Below are 22,309 nucleotides of genomic sequence, written 5' to 3'. Positions count from 1 at the left end.
TGCTAAGTACCTAGGGCCGGAGTCGAACCGGCACGGGTGCAACCACCCGCAGGATTTTAAGTCCTGTGCGTCTACCAATTCCGCCACCCAGGCATAATGCTTAAGAAATGATTATTCCTTAAGCGGAAGACGGGATTCGAACCCGCGACCCCCACCTTGGCAAGGTGATGTTCTACCACTGAACTACTTCCGCAATTTATTCTATTGATGCCGACTAAAGGATTTGAACCCTCGACCCACTGATTACAAATCAGTTGCTCTACCAACTGAGCTAAGTCGGCGTAATGCTTAAGACATTTATTAATTATACTAGATGATCAAATGAAATGCAAGACTTTTTTTGAAATTTTTTTCTTGATGTCATTTTCTCAATGATTAATAGTTGCCCGTCATTACTGACGAACTATCAACTCTTATATTATATTTTATATAGTAATATTTGTCAAGGTATTATTTAATGTTTCTTGGTTACAATCCAAGATTACTATTCTCACGGTGTTGTTGGTTGTTGCTAGTTAGGTAAGCAGAGCTCCCATCCTAGAATAATGAATTGGATAGGAGCATGCATCCTGAACTATTTTCAACACTGGGGATTTCGTATTTTCAAGGGAGGTTACATGACAAGTGATTAATTCCTATAATGTGTATGATTTATTGCCCGAAGTCAGCGAGCAAATGAATCATATGCTCTATACCTTGGTAGTAATCTGTCAGTCGAATGTGTTCATTCGGGGCATGCGGGGCAGAGTTATAGTATTCTGTCCCACTGCCGACAATAGGTACATTCAGATACTGACCAAAGGAGTACATTGGGCCGGTTCCAGCTGAGTTTGGCATTACGACAACGGATTCCTCTCCGTATGTCTTCTGGGCTGCTCGAGTGACAACTTCAATGAACGATGAACTCAAATCTGTTCTGAACGGCATTACACCAGCTAATCGGGTTAGTTCAACATCCTTGAACCCGTGTTTATCTAAGTGTTGGCATAACAACTGTTCGACTGCTTCTGGACTATATCCCGGTACTAAGCGAACATCTAACTTCGCTTTTGCTTGAGCGGGCAAGACGGTTTTTGCCCCACTACCACCATAACCTGAAAGTAAGCCGCTGATAGTCAACGTTGGATAGAAGATGAGGGCTTCTTTTTCGGAATAAGGTAAGTTATCTGTAATAAAAGGCCCCTTCACACCATATGTGTCTCGTAAAGCCTGGCGATCAAATGGCATCTTCGCCAATACATTATATTCTAAGTCGGTTGGTTCAATCATTAAGTCATAAAACCCATCGATAAGAATCTCATTGTCAGCATTCCGCATACTAGCTAATGCTTGGGTTAATCGCCACGCTGCGTTATCGATCACGGCTGCATTCGAAGAGTGAATATCTGTTGCTGCTGTGCGCACCGCTAGATCGAAGTACGCAATTCCCTTCACACCACAAGATAATTCCATCCGCTCGGCAGCATCCTTCCCGCCTGATTCCCATATACATGCATCCGCTGCAAATTTATCTGTATATTGGGCTAAGTAAGCATTAATATGAGGACTTCCAATCTCTTCTTCCCCTTCCAGCAAGAACTTCACATTACACGGTAGGCCACCTGCTTGCTCGGACCAGTACTCAATCGCATTAATCCGTGCGATAAAATTGGCCTTATTATCCGACACACCCCGGCAGTACACCTTCCCATCCCGCTCTGTCGGCACAAAAGGATCTGTCTCCCATTCGTCGATCGGATCTTCTGGTTGCACATCATAGTGATTATAGAACAGCAACGTCTTCTCTGCGTTGCCACCTGGTCCAGCCAAAAACTCACCATATACAATAGGCGGAGCCTCCGTGTCAGCTAGGTGCAGAATTTCTGCCTGACCGCCCTTATCTTCAATAATTCGAGCCACCATCTCTGCCGTCTCTATCATCTGTCGCCCTTGCGCCGAGACCGACTCCAAGCGTAAATACTCCTCTAGTAACGCTCGGTTCTTTTCTGCAAATTGTTTTACATTTTCTAACATGGCTTATTTCCTCCCTAGCTATTAATCTAAAATAGTTTCTACATTATATAGGTCGAATCACTGCACGTTCTACCATTAATCAATGGTAGGTGGTATTGAGTTCGTTTCCTTTTTTTGCTTAACACTGGCCAGATCATCTTTCACTCGGTGATATGTCCAGGCGAGGGGAATAACTGCCCCCAACCACGCTAACGGACTCGAGATAGCTAATCCGTAAAACCCAATCACTTGACTCAGTATAAAGGCTGCTCCGACCCGCATCACCAATTCCATCATACCACCAATCACTGGCACGCGGCTATTCCCAATTCCTTGCAATGTATTCCGGTATATAAATAATAATGATAACAAACTATAGAACGGGGCGACCATTAAGAAATATTGTCGTCCGTACTCCAGCATCTGTGGATCTGGTTGCCCACTAACAAAAATCGTCACAACCGAATCCCCAAAGACTAGCAGAACTATCCCAAAAAAGATCGCAATAGAAACCGATAAGATTGAGATTTGCTTAACGCCTTCGCGGATACGGTCATATTTTTCAGCCCCAAAATTTTGTCCGGCATAGGTTGCCATGGCTACACCGAATGACATCAACACTAAGATTACAATATCATCGGCTCTTTGCGCCGCCACATAACTGGCTACAGCTAATGATCCAATATTATTCAACGCTACTGTAATTGCTGTGGCTCCAATGGCAATAATCGAAACTTGGAATGCCATCGGAAAAGCAATATACGCATGGTACTTCACTTCTTCCCAACGCATCTGACTGAAATTCAGATGCGGTCGAATAATACGAAGCTTCTGGGTAATGGCTATCCAACATAAACTCGCTGCTAAGAATTGTGAGAAGACGGTCGCTACGGCTGCACCACGGATTCCCATCCCCACATAGACAATCAAGGTATAATCGAGAATAATGTTCATTACCGTCGCTACAATTAAAAAATACAGCGGCGTCCGACTATCTCCTAGCGCGCGCATCATATTACTTAATAAGTTGAAAAAAATAGGCACAATAATAAACGATAAAATAATTTGTAAATACTGATAGGTAAATTGATACAAATCATCCGGTGTATTCATCCACCGCAGTAAATGGGGCAACATCGTCAAGCTCAGTCCCGTAAGCATTACCGCTATCCCCACACAAAAACTCCAACTAATCAACACACTACGGCGAACTTTTGAATAATCACGTGCGCCATAAGCTTGTGCCAGTGGAATCGTCAATCCTGCGGTAAACCCTTGTGAGAAGCCTAAAATCAAAAACATGACACTCCCAGCTACTCCAATGCCGCCAAGCGCCTTAACGCCCAATGTACGCCCAACAATTAACGTATCCATCACACTATATAACATCTGAAATAAATTCCCAATAATCAACGGCACCGAAAATAGCACAATCTGCTTCAACGGTGTTCCTTTTGTCAAATCTCCCATCAACTCACCTCTTATCATCAGTATATATTTTTTTGCCCGGTAATACAACAGCCCACACAAAGATACACCTCATCTATCGTGTTATTCTCCCGATCAACAGATGATTCTGTCTTACATCATTCGAATAGCCCATCGAACACCCCAGCTGCTCTCATCTGAGCGTAAACTCGGGGAGCAATAACAGTTTCGTATGCATTATTCCCAAAATGAGCTGTCAAGGTATCCGTAGTTGCACCGGTTCCAGCGAACTGATTCGTATCGGTCGTAGCTGGAATCGCCACATAGGTCTCCGGCTGCAACTGACGATAATGAGCCAAAATTTCTTGATAACTGTCGAGCTCCTGCCAGTAATGAGTCGACTCCACATTGAACCACACATCGCGATAAGAGGTTGCCCCAATGCGTTCCGGGAAATGCTGATCAAAATACTGCACAAAATCATCCACCAATTCCTTGAACCCTTCCCATTGAGCCCGCACTGTATGATTGGCGGCATCACTCTCCCCCTGAATCCAAACATTACCTAGATACACATTATCTGGATGCAAGTTCAACGCATACTCAAGTCGATCCCGGAGCATCTTATAATAACTTGACTGCACGCCCCAACGCAACTTCGGTGAATGTCTCACATCGCGTATCTGCTCTGGGTCATACGTGCCCAATCCATGTTCCTCCGAGCCGAAGTACGTCCCACCGTAAGCTACCGGAATCACCAACAATTGGTAATCGGCCGGTAATTGTTCCAATAACAAATGGCCTAGCGGTAAATGAATCCCTTTCGTCCCAAGCTTATCTGGTGTCGCTGGATGTGAGAATGCTCGCATATCTTGCACATCTTCCGGACTATACGTGAGCGGGATAATCGTTAAGTTATGCTCATCGTATAAGCCCAACTGTTTCAAGCGTGGATGCGGAGCGTAACCTCCCACTTCATACACCGGCGACTCGTCATATCCGACTGCATTCGATTGACCACTCACCGTCAGCACGGCATATTTTTGTGTCATCTGAATCCCTCCTATGATTAAACGCTTCCTTCTTAGTTTACAATAAGAAGACCCTGCCTAGCAATAGAAATCATCACTAGATAGGGCCCTTCTTATTATTTTGTATTACTTTATCTGATAGATTCTACTTCATAGCCTAAGTTATCAACAACTTCGGCAAGCGTATCTTTAGTCGTTACCTCTTCATCGAACGTCACTTTCGCTTTGCTAGCATTGAATAAGACATTTACCTTTTCGACACCCTCTTGTTTGCTTAAGGCATTTTCAATTTTCTTAATGCAAGTTGGGCAAGTGAGTGTTTCTAATTGTAAGACTGCTTGTGACATTATATATCTCCCTTTCATTTCTTTATTGTAGTGACAGTTTATCGCTTAAATGAATAAATTACCTTGATCTATATCAAGTGTGTGGTTGCGAGCTAGGCAATACGGGGCTCAAATCTAATTAAGCGCATCGCATTCAAGATAACCAGCAGCACGGATCCTTCATGCACTAACATACCGATTGATAAGTTTACCACACCAAACAACACACCGGAGAGCAAGATGGCTACAGTGATAAGCGCAATTGCAATATTTTGGCGCATGTTGCTCATCGTTGCATGGGCTAAGGAATAGGCATGAGCGTATTGGTGTAGTTTATCTGCCATTAAGACAACATCCGCAGTCTCCATCGACACATCCGTCCCGCCATCACCCATCGCTAATCCAACATCAGCCGTTGCAATCGCCGGGGCATCGTTCACACCATCGCCAGCCATCGAGATGGTTGCCCCTTCTTTCTTAAACTGCTTCACATATTCGACTTTTTCTTCCGGCAACAGTTCGGCATAAAATTCATCGATACCAAGTTCATTAGCAACTGCCTCAGCAGTATGTCGGTTATCCCCCGTTAACATAATAATCCGTTCGATTCCGTCATTGCGCATCGCTTGCAAAGCTTCTTTCGCTTGTTCACGTACCTTATCTGCAATCGAAATTAGTGCTGCAAGCTGCTCATCCACCGCTACAAAAATCGCGGTATTCCCTAATTTCTCTTTATCCACCGCATAGTCTTCTTGTGCGCTATCAATCGTAATATCAGCTTCTTCCATTAACTTGCGGTTCCCTGCAACGATATCGTGTCCATCCACTGTTGCGGTCAATCCGCGTCCTTTCAACGCTTCACTTGTTTCGATATTTAAATCAGCATATTGGATCTCTTCTTGATCAACGTATTGGACAATTGTTTTTCCTAAGTGGTGCTCGGAGACCGTTTCAGCTTTTCCCACTAGCGACAGTAAGCGTTCCTCAGTCAGCTCATCACTCCAAAGTTTCACATCGGTCACTTCCGGTTTTCCTTTCGTCAGTGTTCCCGTTTTATCAAAGACGAGCGTATCAACTTTGGCTAAGTTCTCCATAATGTCGCCTCCCTTAATTAGAGTGCCATTCTTCGCTCCATTACCAATACCAGCTACATTCGAGACAGGCGCTCCGATGACTAATGCACCCGGGCAGGCAATCACTAAGAACGTAATTGCTAAGTGGACATCACGCATAATCAAGTACACTAGCACTGATAACAGTGCAACACCCGGTGTATACCACTGCGAGAAGCGATCGAGAAATTTCTCTGTTTTTGATTTACTGTCTTGCGCTTCTTCAACTAGTTCGATAATTTTGGAAAAGGCGGTATCGGCTCCGACTTTCTCAGCTACCATTTCCATATATCCAGTATCAGCAACCGTTCCAGCATATACTTTATCACCTTCTGCTTTAGAAACGGGAACGGACTCACCTGTGACAGCTGCTTCATTGATTGAGGCTTCTCCGTCAACTACTTCACCATCGACCGGCACGCGTGCTCCAGGCAAAATCACCAGTCGATCGCCTTCATCTACTTCTTCAACTGGAATCGTCTCGCGGTCACCCTTCTGATCAAGCCGAATTGCTTCTTGTGGTGCTAAGTCGGTTAATTCCTTGATAGAGGATCGCGTTTTTTCTAACGTTCTTTTCTCAAGATACGAACCAAAGAGGAACAAAAATAGAACAACAGATGACTCAACATATTCGCCGATAATAAGGGCTCCGATTACTGCAATTGTAACAAGTAACTCGATCACAAATGTCTTAACCATCAGTGCTTGCCAAGCTTTTATCACAACCGGCCAAATCGCTACCACCGTGGCTGCAATTAAGAACCTATCTTCCCAACCTCCCATTGACGTCAAGAATCGGAAGAAAAATCCAATCGTGATTAAGACTAACGTAATCCACATAAATAGTGTTTCATTTTTCATAATCCAGCGTTTCATCATAATTCCTCCTATTTTTGAATTATTAGCTCCAGTATATCGGCTAAGGTGGTTGTTGCCCTTGAGCTAGGTCAAGCCGCATCTACTAAATCGAATAACTCATCAACTCATCTCTAACTTGACTACAGTATATCGTTTAAATTGGCAACTCACCTTGACACAGATCAAGCCACTTTTTTTAAGCGTTCGCCATCACTGTATAGCCACCTTAATATCAATCCAGCCAATGAATATTTAACTAAACAATCTGATTTAATCATTTTTTGATCTTATTTGTAAAAAAAGTAATCTCCTGTATAATGTGTTATGATTCGTTCATCGTAATTGGATACAGAAAGAGGAGGCCTCAATGAAACTCATCAAGGAGATAATAGCCTTTATAGAGAAGTTATCGTTTGTTCAATTAATTATTTTTCTATTCGTTGCTGTTTTCTTACTTACACTGGTTGTTAATTTTTCGAGTGATTTATATACGACACTTTTTCGGTAATGAGTATTCGAATGGGCCATCTGATCTGACTGGACAGATGGCCTCTTTATTTTTCCCAACAGCCCTATGTTTATGATAAAATGATGTTGACACAGCAATGTATGAGACTTCAAGGAGGCTATTATGAACTATACACGCAATGGAGCAACTATTATGGCACGACTAGATCGAGGCGACAACATTATGGAGAGTTTAACAGCTATTGCTGAGGCTGAAGCGATTAAGGCAGGCAGCGTGTCAGCGATTGGTGCGGTAGATAAAGCAATTATCAGCTACTTCTTAATTGACGAACAGCGCTACGACACCCAGACATTCGAAGAACCATTCGAAGTCTTATCGCTCAACGGTACGCTCACTACTGTCGACGGAAAACCACACCAACATGTCCATATTGTCTTAGGACGCTCAGACTTCTCTACTATCGGCGGTCACTTGCAAGAAGCGACCGTCAATATTACGCTCGAGATGCATATCACGATTTTAGACGAAACCGTCACCCGTTCAGAAGATGACACCTTTGACATCCAAACCCTTCACTTCAACTAAGTAAAATCTCAATATCTCCCTTCACGGTAGACCGGAATGTCTGCTGCTGAAGGGAGTTATTAGTATGTAGAAAAAAGCCACGTCCATTAGACGCGGCTCAACATATATCATCATCCACTTAACAGCAGATCTTTTTATTTATGCGGGATGTTTGGTCTTAAAGACTTCATACGCTCCAATCATGCCGGCGTGATTGCCCAACTGAGCGAAAGCAATCTCAGTCTGACGCAGAACTAATGTATTCTGATATAACTCCTTGAATTTTGTCTCTATTAAAGGACGCAAATAATCAACTTGTTCCATAATTCCGCCACCTAAAATCACTACTTCTGGATTCAGGAGACTGACCGTATTAACGATATGTGTCGTTAAGTGATGAACGAGCCACTCAATTCCTTCTTGACAAATCGCGTGACCGTCCTTCGCCTGTGCAAAAATCCATTTACCATCCACGTCATCGCGCACTGTTTCATCCACGCGTTCTTTAACATAAGCAACTAGCGCGGTAGTGGAGGCGACTCGTTCGATGGGTTGGCCATTAATAATCGAATAACCCACTTCCCCCGCACTAAATGTTGGCCCTCGATAAAGGTCCCCCTTCAAGTAAACCGCACCGCCTACACCTGTTCCGATCGTAAACATGAGGGCACTATCCACTGACTGATAGCGGGGCAAACTCAGCTCCCCCATCAACGCACAATTCACATCGTTATCCACACTACACGGCAAGTGATATGTCGCCTCAATATGAGCAGCTAATTCAGTCCCTTTATAGCCAGGAATATTCTCATTAGCGAACGCTACCTGCCCTTGTTGATGATCGATGATGCCCGCTGAAGAGAGTGCTACGCCAGCTGCTTCCGGATACTGAGCTAAAATATCGTCCAAAATATTATCCAAAGTAGCTAACATTGAAAAATTTTCACGCTTGGGATCAGTCGGATATTGAGCTAGCGTGGTTAACTTCCCGTCTTGCATGAAGCCGGTCTTAATCGCTGTTCCACCAATATCGATTGTAATAATCATCCTTTACCCCCTTATGCGTTAATCGCATCCGTGTAAGTCTTGGTAATCAGTTGTGGACGTGTAATGCTGGAGCCCACTACGACACTGTAACAACCTAGATCCAGCACACGTCGCGCTTTTTCTGGAGAATTAATATTCCCTTCTGCGATTACTTTATTCTCCGCTTCTGCTAAAAGTTGACGGATAATTTCAAAATCATTCGTCTCGATTTTCGTCCCCTTGCTCTGAGATGTATAGCCGACTAAGGTAGTCCCAATATAATCAAAGCCAAGTCGATCCGCATACAGCATCTCTTCCAATGTCGAACAATCAGCCATTAATGGTTGCTCAGGATATTTTGCTTTAATTTGGGCAAAAAATTCATCTAATGTCTCGCCATTTGGTCGCGTTGAGCTTGTCGCATCTACTGCAATTACATCAGGCTTAGCTTCCATCAATTCATCGACCTCTTTAATCGTCGGTGTAATGAATGCTTCTGCATCGTCATATTCTCGCTTAATAATCGCAATGACCGGCAAATCAACTTGTGACTTGATCTCTTTCACATCCGCCACTGAATTGGAACGAATCCCTTTCGCCCCACCTTCTTCTGCCGCCACAGCCATCCGTCCCATAATGAACGAACTGTGGAGAGGTTCTTCCTCCAGTGCTTGACATGATACAATTAATTGATTCTTAACTCTTTCCATTCTGATCTTCCTCTCTAATATTTAAGGCATCTAGTGTATGTTGGAATAAATTCTGGCGCATCTCCGTATCTGAATTTCGGAAGTACGCATAAAAGATATCAACCATAATTAATAGTGGAAATTGCGGCGAAATCTTATTCCCTTGACTGAGTGTTTTCTTCTGCGCAATCAGTAACACTTCATCGAACTCTTGAGAAAAACTTTCACTATGATTGGTCGTCAATAAGACGGTCTTGGCTCCATGATTTTTGGCCTGGTGTAACGCCTCTAACACCGGCTTCGTCTTACCAGAAACCGTCAGACCTATCACCACACAATCTGGATCAATCAAAATGTGATTCATGCGCATCATATCTTCTTCCGTAATCGCCTCACAGATCAAGCCAATCCGCATAAAGCGCAACTTCATCTCACGACTCACGAGACCGGAACTCCCTTTTCCATAAATATACACACGCTTCGCTTCTCTAAGCATGCTGGTAATCCGCGAGAACTGCTCCTCATCCACTAAGGAATACGTCTTATTAATCAGTTCTTCATAATCATACATCACGCGTTGAATTAACGCATCCGTAATCCGCGATGTACTATTCTCAACCGATTCATATTCGAAGATAAATTGCCGATAGCCGCTAAAGCCACATTTCTGCGCAAAGCGAGTCAGCGTCGATACAGAAACATGCAGCTCTTCCGCGACTTTTTCTGCTGAAAAGTCACGGTCTTCATGCACTGACTTAATAAAAAAATCCGCAATCTCCTGTTCGGTCAATGTTAAGCTATCATAGCTTGATTCGATCAGTGGCACTAAGTTTTTTTGGAATGATTTCACCGCTAATCTCCTTTCTGAACAAACAAAAATAGGCTGAGGGTTACCCAGCACTATTTTTGTAGTTTAACGTTAAATTTTTACTTTGAAAATAACTTTGTGTACATCGTCTGGTCCATCAGCTGCCACGCCCGTTTGGTGAGCATCTTCTGGGTAAAAGACGACAATATCACCAGATTGAACCACTAATTCACTCGCGTGTTTGCCGCGACTAGCCACCGAGTCGCCTTCTTCATCATAGTCCACTTGCTCTAAGTTGGATAAGAAGTTGTGGTGGATACGCTCAACCCCAGATAACGGGACATGCACGTCGATATAGCGTTTATGTGATTCCCACTGCGCATTCTCAGGTGATCCTGTTGTGTAACGCGCGACGTTGAAAAATGTGCCTTCTGAGACTTCATTATTGGCGCCATCATACTCCGTTAAGTCATGCTGGTCCATAAATTCTAACACTTCATGAATATCTTCATGTTCACTTCTGTCTAAATGTTTTAAGTTTAATACCTTCATAATTATTCACTCATCCAATTCATGTCGTTCATTTCCTCTTTAATCTTAGGAATGTCGTAAACAGTTGTGTATTTTGGTGCTTCCACTTTCTTAGTCAATAGTGAAACAATGTAACCAACGATCATTGATGTTGAAATTGAAATCAATGAGTTCGCCCAGATAGAAACAGTTCCTGCTGGTAAGAAGTATTGAATCCAAATCATAATTGAAGTAGATGCAACCAATCCAGCGTACGCGCCGTAGATGTTTCCGCGTTTAGTAAAGATTCCAAGACCGAATGTACCACCAAGGATACCTAAGACAAGTCCCATGAATCCGTTGAACCAACGATAAGCGGATACGATATCTGCTTTTGTCATTAGAATAGCAACACCAGTAGCAACAACACCCACAACTAGTGATACAATCTGTCCAATACGTTTATTTTGTTTTTCGCTCAATTCACCTTTCATGAATAGGCTCTGTAAGTCCATTGTCCATGAAGATGCCACAGAGTTGATTCCAGTTGATAAGGTAGATTGTGCTGCCGCATAAAGCGCTGCAATAATAATACCAGTAATACCTTGTGGAATACGGTGAGCAATGTAGTAGATGAAGATCTCATCCTGTGGCACACCTTCTGCAAGTCCCGGATTCTGAACAGTATAGTAAATGAATAATCCAGTACCAATCAAGTAGAAGATGGCTGTTAGTGCCAAACCAACAAATCCGTTTGTTAACATCATTTTGTTCAATTTTTTCAAGTCATTAGTTGTCGTAAATCGTTGCACGATATCTTGTGATGATACGTAACTAGATAAGGTGTTGAATCCTGCTCCGATAATAAGCAAGAAGACAGAATCTTGAACAAGGTTTGCTGAGAAGAGTGGTTGATCGTTACCTAAGAACTTGTTATCTCCTAATGCTTCAAAGACAGGTGCAAATCCACCATCAATATCTGAAACCAAGAAGACGAGTAATAAGATAACCCCACCAATTAAGATAACTGACTGAATAAAGTCAGTCCATAAGACGGCCTTCATACCACCTGTATATGAATAAATTAAAGCAATGATTCCCATTAAGATGGTTAAGGTAACCGCACTAATATCCGTAACTTGTGCGAGTGCAATTGACGGTAGATACATAATGATTGACATACGTCCGAGTTGGTAAACAACGAAGAAAATTGATCCAATGTAACGTAGTGAACGTCCGGAGTACCGTCTTTCTAAATAATCATAGGCTGTATCGATATCTAACTTCGCATAAATTGGTAGGAAAAACTTAATCGCGAACGGTACCGCAATAAAAATTCCTAACTGTGCGAACCACATTAACCATGACCCTGCATAAGAGTTCCCTGCCAACGTCATGAATGAAATCGGACTTAACAATGTCGCCATAATAGACATTGATGTAACGTACCATGGAATTGTTCCATCGCCACGGAAGAATTCCTTACCGGTCATATCTTTATCTGTGAAGTATACACCAGCTGCAAGAACGGCTAATAAATAAACAATCAGAACGATAAAGTCAACTGTTGTAAATGCTCCAGCTACTCCCATATTTTCTCTCCTTTTCTTTTTACTACCTAAGGAGAATAGCTCTAGACTGAGCTATTCTCCCTTCATTCAGGTAGTTATGATATTTTATTTAATGTATTTTTCGTAAATTTCTTGAGCACGTTCCAGTTGAGCATCTGTACTTTGAGCCATTGGTTTACGTGCATAGAAGCGCTCTTCTGATCCTGTTTCTTGTTGTAAGATGTACTTCAATGTCGGGTACAAGCCATTTTCAAGTACCGCTGAGATGAAGTCATTTGTCACATTTTGGATTTCAAGTGCTTCTTCTATTTTACCTTCTTTTGCTAATTCGAAGATTTGTTTAGAACGTGGACCATTCGCATTATAAGTTGAACCGATTGCTCCGTCCACTTTGTTCACAACAGCTGGTAGTAACATTTCGTCGAAACCAGAGAAAATTAAGTGCTCTGGGAATTTCTTACGTAGTCGCTCAAGTAAGAAGAAGTCTGCTGCAGTAAATTTAACTCCAACCACTCTGTCTAATTCGAACAACTCACCGAAGTCATCCAATCCAATCTCAACACCTGTTAGAACCGGAATAGAGTAAACAATTAAATCGTTGTCTACAGCATCTGTAATGTCTTTGTAGTATTGTTTTACTTCTTTGAATGAGAACTTGTAGTAGAATGGTGTTACCGCAGAAATTGCATCGTAACCTAATTCTGTTGCATACTGGCCTAATTCAATTGCTTCATAGACATTTGGGCTTCCCACTTGTGCGATTAACTTCACTGCATCGCCTGTTTCATCTTTTGCGATATCAAAGATTTGTTTCTTTGTTTCTTTGTCTAGTAAGAAGTTCTCCCCTGTTGATCCGCCGACGTACAATCCGTCAAGTTCCATCTTATCGATGACGTGACGAATAATTTTGCGTAAGCCTTCTTCGTTTACGCTACCATCTTCATTGTATGGTACTAATAATGCTGAATATAACCCTTTCAAATCTTCTCTTAACATATTATCTCCTCCTAATATTTTTACAAGTTGTAATCATTTACATATACATTGTAACCCATTCCAAATTTTCTTTCAAGAATTTCGCCTTCTTCTGCAAATACTTTCATAACCTTCATATAATTTTTATTTATAGTTTTAGTAATATCCCTTTGTGATAGCCTTTTGAGATGAATTCTTTATGAATCCACTTTCGCTAATTACGATAATCATTCACAAACTAGATATTTTGTCTGAAAGTTTTCACACTTATTGTAGAATACCTTGATAAATATTCGGTGTGCGGACAGTTGGCTTAATTTCACCCATAATGGAGTACACGTTCTCGCCATCCTTGAGTAACGCTGCACCAGCTGGAGCATCGAATGAAATCTCACCTAATGTGGTCCACTCATCTGTTTCAATATTGTAGACGAGCATTTGTTTATTCCAATTGTAATACTCAACTGGATGTGAGTAATACTCTTTCATATAAGCATCTTTTTCTTCCCCTTCAAGATCAGCGAGGTCTGCGTTCACTCGGTTCCATACTTCTTCATCAAATCCACCGACCACTAACATCTCAGTGTCACTAATTTTGGTGGAATCAGCTCCTAGTACTGAGATTTCCTGGCCATCAATCGCGACATTAGCAAGTTCTTCCCATGCATCTTCTTCAATATTGTAGCGGTAACCATCTTGGTATGTCACTGATGACCCACCACCGAAGACAACTATTTCATTACTGAAGATTTCAGAGACACTCTGTGAACGAGCTTCACCTGGGAACTCAGCTAATGGTGTATTCTCACCTGACTCAACATCGAATGCATAAAAGTCAGATGATGCCTCTCCATCTAATTTACCCACACCATAATAAATTTTTCCATCATGGTATTCAGCGATACCATTCTCGAATGGTACCTCTAACTCACCAATTTTTTCAACCTGCAATTTGTCATTCTCAGTCGTAATCGCTAAAATATCAGCGGAAGTTTCTGGGGTTTCGCCACCACCGACATAGTATAAGGTATCTTCATGAACAACACTAGCCCCATATCCTAACCCATGCTCATAACTGATTTGATCTAAGACATTAATATCGCCATTTTCCACGTCAAAGAGATACAGATCTTTGTGGATCACTTTTTCGCCACCTTCAGTTGGTGGGCCATCTGGGAAGTTAGCACCTCCGCCCGTAACAATCTTGCCGTCAATCACTCCGCCAATAATACCTGCTACACCAATATTTTCATCATAACCATCTGGCGCGGGTAATTCTCCGATTTTTTCCCAATCAATTTGGTGACTCGCCTCTGCCATATCAGCTGTCTCTTTTGTTTCATCGGTTGCTGTTTCGTCAGTTGCTTGTTCATCCGTTTTTTCATCTTTTGGCGTTGTTTCCTCAGCAGCTGTTTCATCCATCACTTCTTCGGTTGGTGCTTCTGCTTCATCGACCGCTCCATTATCTGGCGAACATGCGACCAACAATGCTCCTGCACTCAGTCCAATTAAATATTTGTACACACGTTTAAATTCCATAGTCAATAAATCCTTTCTCTTATATATTTATATTTCTTCTGAATCAACTGGTACCTTAACAACTGCTTTCACCATTTTTTGGGGTACATCCACTTGAATACCTGGTTTATGTGCATCTTCTGGATAAAGAATTAAAATATCACCGGGGTGAATAGTTATTTTAGAGGCATGTGGTCCTTCACTGACAATTAAATCCTTCTCTGCATCATACTCACCTTCAACTAAATTCGACATAAAATTATGGTAAACAATTTCAGAACCTTCAATTGGAATAAATACATCAATAAACTTTTTATGACTTTCCCATTCTTTTTCTGTTGCAGGGACCGTTTCAAATTCTACTATATTTAATTTTTTATCTTCAAATACATCACTATTTAACTGACATAAATTTTCTAGTCCTTTTTCTCTGATTCGTTTAATAATAGGTTGGATCACAGGATAACTTAATTCATCAATATGATTAATATTTAACAGTTCCATTTTTATTCTCCTTCCAGAAGTTAAAGATGGCGATAGATTATTATCTACCGCCATCAAAAAATAGTATTCTAACTTATTTTGTAATTTCTGACAGTTTCACTTTGCGATCTTCTTCTCTTGATAGTGTACAAGCATCAGCAGTAGCAATTGCTTCTTTGGCAGCAACACCTGTCAATAATTTTTCAAATTCTTGATCAACTTCGCCACCTTTAATAATTTTGTGTAGATAATTCATTTCGTGTTTAATCACCGATCCCAACCATAATGGCGTGCGACGACCTGGTTTTCCATAAGCAATAGCACCGTCCATTTCAGTCCCTTGATAAATTCGTGTACGGTCATCATCAATTTCTTGAGTGTCATGAATTAAGAAATATTCTTCTTTTCCATCTTTACGCAAAGTCCCTCTTGTATTTTGCATGTCTAACTTGATAGCACCTTCTGTTCCTTGAATCATCAAGTAGTGTTCCGGCCATCTAAATGCTGATCCCCACTCCAAAAGTGCATAACGATCATCATCATATTCCAATGTTACAAAAATCATGTCATCCTCATCACCAAAGTTCTCACCCTCATGAGCTACATTTCCTGCAACCATTGTAGCTTGTTCAGGTAATCCTCCCATGATAAACTGAACACAGTCTAGTTCATGAATGTGGTGATATAAATGTCCCCCTGATTTTTCTCTAATTTTTTTCCAAGATACACTATCTTGTTCTTCTTCCCAACCATTACGTGCTGAATGACAAAATAGTACCTTTCCAATCACACCATCATTTACCATTTGTTTAGCTTTACGAACACCATTAAAGAAGTTCATAATGTGTCCTGCCATAAAGATTACACCATTTTTTTTACATGCTTCCACCATATCGGCACAATCTTTATAACTTAAAGCAATAGGTTTTTCACAGAAAACATGCTTCCCATTTTCTGCTGCAGCAATTACTGGATCACGGTGTAGGTAGTTCGGACTTGCTACAATAACACAATCTACATCTTCGCGTTGTACCAATTCTTCCATTGAATCTGCTACATCACAATTCAATTCCTCAGCAACTTCACCTGCATTGTCTGGATCAAAAACTACCGACACATTCGCATCATCGTTTTCAGCTACTAAATACCGAGCTAATTCTGCTCCAAAATATCCTGTTCCTACTACTCCATAATTAATCATTTCCTGTTCCTACCCTTCTTTTATTTGTTTAATTGTAAATTTTTCAAATGTTAACACATCTTGTAAATGAAGTTCATTACGTGACCATGAATCATATTTTTCATAATATAATCCAATATCCCCATTAGCTAATTCTGTTAGCCCAGAGTATGAAAAACCAAATTTTTCACCATCAATATTCAAAGAATATTTCCAATCAACACTTAGCGTCTCTTCATCAATTAATCCTAACCATAATTGGCCGTTACGACGACCTTTTGTACTATTTGGAGTTGCCATGACTAATGCGGGCTTACCATCCACTAGTTTAGAGAGTTTTACAACTGTTACTTGGGTCCCATATTTCGTGTTATGAATATGGTCCAAATAATTCACTTTACTCCAAGTATCTCCACCATCTCTACTAGTCATATATCCTATTTTCCCTGTTGATGTTCTCATATAGGTTCTAATTATGCCAGGTTTTAACTCAACCATCTGAGCTTCAGCAGTTGCATTTGAAAATGGTAAAGAGGCTTCTTTTATTCCCCATGTCTTCCCATTATCATCACTATAGATATATGTCATTTTGCCTTGTGTATATGCAGTAAATATTAGTCGGCCATTAGTTGATAACTGAAGTCCTTGACCTGGTCCTAGATATGGCGCATTGTGTTTTAAACCTAGTAATGGTGGTAATAGCTTTGGATCACTCCATGTTTCACCATTGTCATCACTTGAAATAACACCTATATAATTTGTTGGAGTGATTTTAAATGGAGCATCCTTGTAGAAAATATTACTTTGAACTTTATTGCCATTCTTATATTCTTCCAATTTATCTGAATGTACCCTTACAGAATATTGTTCTTGCATAATAGGTTCATTGTTCTTTTTCAAATTATATTGTCCATCTACTGAAAACTCTGTTGGTTTATCTGTACGATCATCATAAATTAAACCATTTTCTCTAATAGTATAATTGTATCCTTCTTCATTATCTGCTTTTAGTTTAATATATTTATTCCCATTTATTTTTTTATAGCCCGAATCATTTTTATCAGCATTCATATTCCCGATACCGGCTGGCATAAAGTCAACTAGCATATGCACACGTCCGCTACTCTTATCTTGTACTAATGCCGAATCAATAAATGATGCACTTCCTTTAATCCTAAATTCTTTCCCTTTAGCATCCCGTGGCCAATTAATTGCTTGATTTTCATAGTCACTAAATTTCAAAGGTAATCTTGGTTGACTCCATGTTTGCCCATTATCATCACTATGAGCCAGTCCAATACTTATATTACTGTAAGAATCATGTGTACCACCATGTCGTGCATCAATACTAGATAGAACACGTCCATTCTTCAATGTATATAATGTAGGAATTCTGAAGTAATTCGCCTTCGTCTCATCATTAGCTTTAAAAATTAGATGTTTATTGTCATTTACTTGAGTATGTTTTTTCAATTCCTCATCAGTCAAAGCTGTTCCTACTGCATTATATTGCTGTATAGTACCAGTGAAACCATACGCTAATGCCTTATTTCTCTTCACACCTCCGAGTGTGAACGAATTCAATTTTTCTAAATCATTTAACCCAACATAATTCTTTACTTGTTGATCAATAATTTTTACCCCATTAGCAAATAATTTATACCGCTTATTCTCCCGATCAGCTACAAATGCTAACTTGTTTGTTGCCATCTCTCCATTTCGTTTACCCGCAACAGCTGCCGGCCGTTCGTATAAGTAATTCACACCATGTTTGGGACTTCGCAATTCGAACCCGGCTGTTCCATCATCCCTTACATAAAGTGAGAAATAATTATTTGTCTGATCATTTTGGTCATTAGAATAACCAACTATTGCTTGTAATTTAGCTTTATGCAAACTTGAATATTCTATAGTTACAGTCTGATTTTCTGCTGTTAAGACATCATCTGGTTTTTCTACATCGTAACCATCATTACTTAAATCTACATTTTCAGAGTGATATTTTGGCTGAATACTGCTCTCATTAGATGAACCGTCTCTTAGTTGGATATCTTGTAGAGCCTCACTATCCAAGTTAGCTTCTGATGCTATTGTTGATAGTGACTCGACCTCTTCCGTTACTAATTGTGAAGCATTATCTTTAGTTTCTACTTCAGATATTTCACTTACTTCTTGTGCGCTAACTAACTCTTTCTCAAGAATAAATGGTGACATAAAGCAAACAGCCACCGACGCTGGATAAAGATACTTTCTTCGAATTCTAATTATCACCTTTAACACTCCTTCTTATTTAACTGACCCTTCTGAAAGACCTCCGGCAATTTTACGTTGGATAAATGTGAAGAAAATAACTGATGGGATAACAACAATTACTGAGGCAGCCATAATGTCTCCCCAGTCAAGAATTTCTGATCCGCTTAATCGACGAAGAGCAACTGATACTGGCATTTTTTCTGTTGAATTAATTAAAATTAATGCGTACAAGAATTCATTCCATGCATTAATAAACGTATAAATCGCAGTTGCAACAATTCCAGGTGCAACAATTGGTAGAACAACTTTTGTAAATGTTACATATTTATTTGCACCATCTATCTTAGCAGCTTCTTCAATTCCAATAGGTACTGTTTGGAAAAAACCAACCAATAACCATACCGCATATGGAATACTGAATGATAGATAGATAATAATTAATCCAATTTGACTATTCGTCAGTCCTACTCTAGCCATTACAACTGAATATGGAATCGCTAATAATATAGGAGGAAAAATGTACGTAGTCACTAGTACTTTTGACATAATAGCTCCTAATTTAGGGAAAAACCGAACAATTCCATATGCAGCCATTGAAGAAATCACAATTGCAATCAGTGTTGTTGATAATGAGATAACTAAACTATTTTTAATATTTTCTAGGAAGTTTAGTTCAAATAATACATGCTCATAGTATTCCCAAGTAAAAAATTGTGGGATAAAACGTGTTGGATTAGCCGATAATTCTCCTCTTCCTTTAAACGAGGATAGAATCATCCATAACAATGGGAATACTGAGATAATCGTAGCAAGCGTTAAAACCAAATAAGCTCCAAAATCCATAAGTCTTTCTTTTAGTTTTCCATCCATTATCCTCTCTCCTTTTCCCATCCTGCGATAACTTTAAAGTATAAGAAACTCACTGCTAATAAGAAAACAAACAATAATACTGTTACTGCTGATGATCGACCAATTAATTGAGTACCCCAGCCCATCTCATATGCATAAATCGGAAGACTCATTGTAGATCCACCAGGTCCCCCACCAGTGATTAGATAAATAATATCAAAGTTATTGAAAATCCATACTGTTCTTAATACAACTAATAATCCAATAACAATTCTGATGTGCGGAAACGTAATGTGTTTAAATTGCTGCCATTTTGAAGCACCATCCATCTCAGCTGCCTCATATTGCTCCGCAGGCACTGTTTGTAATGCTGATAAAATGTTTACCATCATAAGCGGTGTTCCGAACCAAATATTAATAAAAACTAAGCTAATAAACGCCCATGTGCTATCTGTTAAAAACGCAGGAGTATGTTCTAAAATACCTAACTCTACAATTAAATTAGGTAGGAACCCATATACTCCATTCAAAATCCATTGCCATGAGAATGCAATAACAATAGTAGGGAATGCCCAAGGTATAATTAATAAGATGCGATATAACCCTCTAAATTTTTTTATTCTATTCAAACATAATGCTAAGAAAAAACCAGTCAATACTTGTCCAACCAATGAATAAATGGTCCATTTTAATGAATTTAAAAATGCTCTCCAAAATCCAGCATCTGATAAAATAGCTTTATAATTATCAAATCCAACTATATCATATCCAGGAATAGTTAAGTGTTTATTAGTAAAACTATAAAATACACTTGATAATGCTGGATATAAGAATAGCGCAAGTACCATAATCATTGCTGGTAAAACAAAAATCCAACGTGTAAACCCTTTTTCTTCAACCACTATCTGTCACCTCTCTTAATAATTAGAGGGGAGATGCCTCCCCTCTTTTAAACTAAAATTATCTTATAGATGCTTCAAAAATATTATTCATTTCTGTTTCTGCTTTTTCTGCTGCTTCCATTGGATCAGTACCGTTAGAAATAATATCTTGGAACATTTTTTCAATCACGTGCTGTCCTGCTAACATACCCGCTTCAACACTTGCCCCATTTTCATATCCAATCGCTGTACCTGATTCAACAGCTTCTTGAATAACATCCACTGCCTCAGAAAACTTTTGAACTGTTTCGTTTGAACGGAACTCTTCAGAATCAACGATTCCTTCAATTGATGGCAACATACCAACTGGAACGGAGTTTAAAAAGTCAGTGTAAAAGCCTTTATCATACAAGCTCTCTACAAATTTCATTGCTACGTCTGGATGATCAGAATTCTTCCAGACAACCATTGGAATATTGGATGTCTCGATTCCTTGACGTTCATCATCTTTGTTAATCTTTGGAATTGGATGTGCACTAATTGTTTCTAGTAAATCTGGACTATTAGCCTCAACTCCACTAATATGGAAGCCAGAGTTAAAGTCGAATGCTGTTTGTCCTTGGTAGAATAGTGTCGCTTGATCTAACACATTATAGTTAATTGAATCGCTAGGTGATGCCTTTTTATACATATCCACCCAGTATTTAATTCCCTCTTGAGCTAATTCGTTAGTCAAGTCTAATTCATTATTTTCATTTAATAAGCTTCCACCACCACTACGTACATAAAAGTTTAAGAATCGCGTAGCCATTAAATCATTTGTCCCCATTGGAACAGATAGGCCATAGTTGTCTCCATCTTCAGAAATTTTTGTTGCAGCTTCTTGTAATTCATCCCAAGTTTCAGGTACTTCTAGATTATGCTCTTCCAGAATATCATCACGAACCCACATAACTTGAGCATGAGAATATAGCGGAACAGAATAGTAGTTGTCATCTACTAATCCTTCATTTAAAGCATTCTCATGGAACATATCTTTGCCCAATGCATCTACTAATGGATTTAATGGTAAAATTGCATCAGCATTTACCATCTCCATAACGTGATTGGGGAGTGCAGTACTGACATCTGGAACTTCCCCTGATTGAAGACCTGTTGTCCAGACAGTATAGAAGTCATCCCAAGAAAATGTTTCAATTGTAATGTTAACATTTGGGTGTTCTTTCATAAATTCATCAGCAGCTGATTGAATATTTTCTAATCGGGCTCCTTGTGTAAAGGAGTGCCACATAGTAATATCACCTGATAGTTCTTCACCTTCTTCAGGTAATTCAACTACTTCCCCACTTCCACCACCACTTGAACATGCACCTAATACTCCAGCCGCAGTAATTCCTAACAACATCTTACCCATTCGTTTCCACATAATGCTTCCCTCCATATTTTTATGTATTTTTTATTTGTAATCACTTACAACCATATTGTAACCCATTTCATTTTTACTTGCAACTTTTTCTTCATCTTCTGCAACTACTTTCTGATTCTATAGACGTCACAGTTTGAAATCTTCCCAGATTATTTGTTCTTTTATTGCTATAACAACTATTTCATCGTCTTACTTGTATCACTATCATTTTTTATTATTGTACACTTTTTCACGTAACCGGTTTTTATTGTGAAAGTTATTGCCTATATTGGATAATTTTTACCTTAGATGAGCTCTGAGCCCTTCATCTTTTTCTACAGATAAACTGTAGTTTGCCAAAGTCGACATTTTTTGGGGTCA

General features: G+C 39.8%; 20 protein-coding genes and 3 tRNA genes. 2 read left to right on the top strand and 21 right to left on the bottom strand.

Annotated elements, in window-relative coordinates:
* Positions 1-7: 7 nt before the first annotated feature.
* From HMPREF9703_RS03280 to HMPREF9703_RS03245, 8 genes are all read right to left on the bottom strand, one after another.
* Positions 8-93 (bottom strand) — tRNA-Leu (locus HMPREF9703_RS03280).
* Positions 94-121: 28 nt separating this feature from the next.
* Positions 122-193, bottom strand: a tRNA-Gly gene (locus HMPREF9703_RS03275).
* A gap of 15 nt (positions 194-208) precedes the next feature.
* Positions 209-281 (bottom strand) — tRNA-Thr (locus tag HMPREF9703_RS03270).
* A 370-nt stretch (positions 282-651) separates the two neighbouring features.
* On the bottom strand, positions 652-2,013 hold the full coding sequence (locus tag HMPREF9703_RS03265; protein WP_004635594.1) for a M20/M25/M40 family metallo-hydrolase: 1,362 nt from the start codon (positions 2,011-2,013) through the stop codon (positions 652-654).
* Between the two features lie 75 nt (positions 2,014-2,088).
* Entirely contained in the window at positions 2,089-3,462 is a 1,374-nt protein-coding gene (locus HMPREF9703_RS03260; protein ID WP_004635593.1) for an MATE family efflux transporter, read from the bottom strand.
* A gap of 116 nt (positions 3,463-3,578) precedes the next feature.
* A complete protein-coding gene (locus HMPREF9703_RS03255; protein ID WP_004635592.1) occupies positions 3,579-4,472 on the bottom strand; it encodes a sialate O-acetylesterase family protein in 894 nt (297 codons plus the stop codon).
* Positions 4,473-4,582: 110 nt separating this feature from the next.
* Positions 4,583-4,798, bottom strand: a complete 216-nt coding sequence (locus HMPREF9703_RS03250) for a heavy-metal-associated domain-containing protein (protein WP_004635591.1) — start codon at positions 4,796-4,798, stop codon at positions 4,583-4,585.
* Between the two features lie 92 nt (positions 4,799-4,890).
* The gene (locus HMPREF9703_RS03245) at positions 4,891-6,768 is read right to left on the bottom strand and encodes a heavy metal translocating P-type ATPase (RefSeq protein WP_256998276.1); all 1,878 of its coding nucleotides are present in this window, start codon (positions 6,766-6,768) and stop codon (positions 4,891-4,893) included.
* Positions 6,769-7,114: 346 nt separating this feature from the next.
* Between HMPREF9703_RS03245 and HMPREF9703_RS08890 the strand changes: the two genes are divergently transcribed.
* Together HMPREF9703_RS08890 and HMPREF9703_RS03240 are read left to right on the top strand one after the other, a co-directional pair.
* Positions 7,115-7,255 (top strand): hypothetical protein, encoded by a 141-nt coding sequence (locus HMPREF9703_RS08890; RefSeq protein WP_004635589.1) that lies wholly within the window; start codon positions 7,115-7,117, stop codon positions 7,253-7,255.
* A gap of 123 nt (positions 7,256-7,378) precedes the next feature.
* Positions 7,379-7,801 (top strand): PPC domain-containing DNA-binding protein, encoded by a 423-nt coding sequence (locus tag HMPREF9703_RS03240; protein WP_004635588.1) that lies wholly within the window; start codon positions 7,379-7,381, stop codon positions 7,799-7,801.
* A gap of 138 nt (positions 7,802-7,939) precedes the next feature.
* Here the strand turns inward: HMPREF9703_RS03240 and HMPREF9703_RS03235 are convergent, their stop codons facing one another.
* From HMPREF9703_RS03235 to HMPREF9703_RS03175, 13 genes are all read right to left on the bottom strand, one after another.
* Entirely contained in the window at positions 7,940-8,827 is an 888-nt protein-coding gene (locus HMPREF9703_RS03235) for an ROK family protein (protein WP_004635585.1), read from the bottom strand.
* Between the two features lie 11 nt (positions 8,828-8,838).
* A complete protein-coding gene (locus tag HMPREF9703_RS03230) occupies positions 8,839-9,516 on the bottom strand; it encodes an N-acetylmannosamine-6-phosphate 2-epimerase (protein WP_004635583.1) in 678 nt (225 codons plus the stop codon).
* On the bottom strand, positions 9,503-10,345 hold the full coding sequence (locus HMPREF9703_RS03225; RefSeq protein WP_004635581.1) for a MurR/RpiR family transcriptional regulator: 843 nt from the start codon (positions 10,343-10,345) through the stop codon (positions 9,503-9,505). Before HMPREF9703_RS03225 ends, HMPREF9703_RS03230 begins: the two co-directional genes overlap by 14 nt.
* Before the next feature lie 69 nt (positions 10,346-10,414).
* Positions 10,415-10,855, bottom strand: a complete 441-nt coding sequence (locus HMPREF9703_RS03220) for a NanQ anomerase/TabA/YiaL family protein (protein WP_004635577.1) — start codon at positions 10,853-10,855, stop codon at positions 10,415-10,417.
* Between the two features lie 2 nt (positions 10,856-10,857).
* A complete protein-coding gene (locus tag HMPREF9703_RS03215; protein ID WP_004635576.1) occupies positions 10,858-12,405 on the bottom strand; it encodes a sodium:solute symporter family protein in 1,548 nt (515 codons plus the stop codon).
* A gap of 84 nt (positions 12,406-12,489) precedes the next feature.
* Positions 12,490-13,380 carry an N-acetylneuraminate lyase gene (locus HMPREF9703_RS03210; protein WP_004635575.1) on the bottom strand — a complete coding sequence of 297 codons (891 nt, stop codon included), beginning with the start codon at positions 13,378-13,380 and terminating at the stop codon, positions 12,490-12,492.
* A 246-nt stretch (positions 13,381-13,626) separates the two neighbouring features.
* Positions 13,627-14,898 (bottom strand): cyclically-permuted mutarotase family protein, encoded by a 1,272-nt coding sequence (locus HMPREF9703_RS03205; protein WP_004635574.1) that lies wholly within the window; start codon positions 14,896-14,898, stop codon positions 13,627-13,629.
* A 27-nt stretch (positions 14,899-14,925) separates the two neighbouring features.
* A complete protein-coding gene (locus tag HMPREF9703_RS03200) occupies positions 14,926-15,381 on the bottom strand; it encodes a NanQ anomerase/TabA/YiaL family protein (RefSeq protein ID WP_004635573.1) in 456 nt (151 codons plus the stop codon).
* A 73-nt stretch (positions 15,382-15,454) separates the two neighbouring features.
* Positions 15,455-16,561, bottom strand: a complete 1,107-nt coding sequence (locus HMPREF9703_RS03195) for a Gfo/Idh/MocA family protein (RefSeq protein ID WP_004635572.1) — start codon at positions 16,559-16,561, stop codon at positions 15,455-15,457.
* A 9-nt stretch (positions 16,562-16,570) separates the two neighbouring features.
* Positions 16,571-18,811: a sialidase family protein gene (locus HMPREF9703_RS03190; protein WP_004635571.1), complete on the bottom strand. Its 2,241-nt coding sequence runs from the start codon at positions 18,809-18,811 to the stop codon at positions 16,571-16,573.
* 15 nt (positions 18,812-18,826) lie between these two features.
* On the bottom strand, positions 18,827-19,636 hold the full coding sequence (locus HMPREF9703_RS03185) for a carbohydrate ABC transporter permease (protein WP_370882819.1): 810 nt from the start codon (positions 19,634-19,636) through the stop codon (positions 18,827-18,829).
* Positions 19,637-19,662: 26 nt separating this feature from the next.
* Positions 19,663-20,496 (bottom strand): carbohydrate ABC transporter permease, encoded by an 834-nt coding sequence (locus HMPREF9703_RS03180; protein WP_370882818.1) that lies wholly within the window; start codon positions 20,494-20,496, stop codon positions 19,663-19,665.
* 106 nt (positions 20,497-20,602) lie between these two features.
* Positions 20,603-21,949: an ABC transporter substrate-binding protein gene (locus tag HMPREF9703_RS03175; RefSeq protein ID WP_004635566.1), complete on the bottom strand. Its 1,347-nt coding sequence runs from the start codon at positions 21,947-21,949 to the stop codon at positions 20,603-20,605.
* Between the last annotated feature and the right edge of the window lie 360 nt (positions 21,950-22,309).

It is taken from the genome of Dolosigranulum pigrum ATCC 51524, assembly GCF_000245815.1.
GTDB lineage: Bacteria > Bacillota > Bacilli > Lactobacillales > Carnobacteriaceae_A > Dolosigranulum > Dolosigranulum pigrum.
The sequence above is the reverse complement of the archived record's forward strand: the minus strand, read 5'-3'. Positions and strand labels throughout refer to the sequence as shown.

Coding starts and splice junctions, on each gene's coding strand:
- HMPREF9703_RS03265 (WP_004635594.1), bottom strand. CDS start 2,013: ATGTTAGAAAATGTAAAACAATTTGCAGAAAAGAACCGAGCGTTACTA.
- HMPREF9703_RS03260 (WP_004635593.1), bottom strand. CDS start 3,462: ATGGGAGATTTGACAAAAGGAACACCGTTGAAGCAGATTGTGCTATTT.
- HMPREF9703_RS03255 (WP_004635592.1), bottom strand. CDS start 4,472: ATGACACAAAAATATGCCGTGCTGACGGTGAGTGGTCAATCGAATGCA.
- HMPREF9703_RS03250 (WP_004635591.1), bottom strand. CDS start 4,798: ATGTCACAAGCAGTCTTACAATTAGAAACACTCACTTGCCCAACTTGC.
- HMPREF9703_RS03245 (WP_256998276.1), bottom strand. CDS start 6,768: ATGATGAAACGCTGGATTATGAAAAATGAAACACTATTTATGTGGATT.
- HMPREF9703_RS08890 (WP_004635589.1), top strand. CDS start 7,115: ATGAAACTCATCAAGGAGATAATAGCCTTTATAGAGAAGTTATCGTTT.
- HMPREF9703_RS03240 (WP_004635588.1), top strand. CDS start 7,379: ATGAACTATACACGCAATGGAGCAACTATTATGGCACGACTAGATCGA.
- HMPREF9703_RS03235 (WP_004635585.1), bottom strand. CDS start 8,827: ATGATTATTACAATCGATATTGGTGGAACAGCGATTAAGACCGGCTTC.
- HMPREF9703_RS03230 (WP_004635583.1), bottom strand. CDS start 9,516: ATGGAAAGAGTTAAGAATCAATTAATTGTATCATGTCAAGCACTGGAG.
- HMPREF9703_RS03220 (WP_004635577.1), bottom strand. CDS start 10,855: ATGAAGGTATTAAACTTAAAACATTTAGACAGAAGTGAACATGAAGAT.
- HMPREF9703_RS03215 (WP_004635576.1), bottom strand. CDS start 12,405: ATGGGAGTAGCTGGAGCATTTACAACAGTTGACTTTATCGTTCTGATT.
- HMPREF9703_RS03210 (WP_004635575.1), bottom strand. CDS start 13,380: ATGTTAAGAGAAGATTTGAAAGGGTTATATTCAGCATTATTAGTACCA.
- HMPREF9703_RS03205 (WP_004635574.1), bottom strand. CDS start 14,898: ATGGAATTTAAACGTGTGTACAAATATTTAATTGGACTGAGTGCAGGA.
- HMPREF9703_RS03200 (WP_004635573.1), bottom strand. CDS start 15,381: ATGGAACTGTTAAATATTAATCATATTGATGAATTAAGTTATCCTGTG.
- HMPREF9703_RS03195 (WP_004635572.1), bottom strand. CDS start 16,561: ATGATTAATTATGGAGTAGTAGGAACAGGATATTTTGGAGCAGAATTA.
- HMPREF9703_RS03185 (WP_370882819.1), bottom strand. CDS start 19,636: ATGGATTTTGGAGCTTATTTGGTTTTAACGCTTGCTACGATTATCTCA.
- HMPREF9703_RS03180 (WP_370882818.1), bottom strand. CDS start 20,496: ATGATTATGGTACTTGCGCTATTCTTATATCCAGCATTATCAAGTGTA.
- HMPREF9703_RS03175 (WP_004635566.1), bottom strand. CDS start 21,949: ATGTGGAAACGAATGGGTAAGATGTTGTTAGGAATTACTGCGGCTGGA.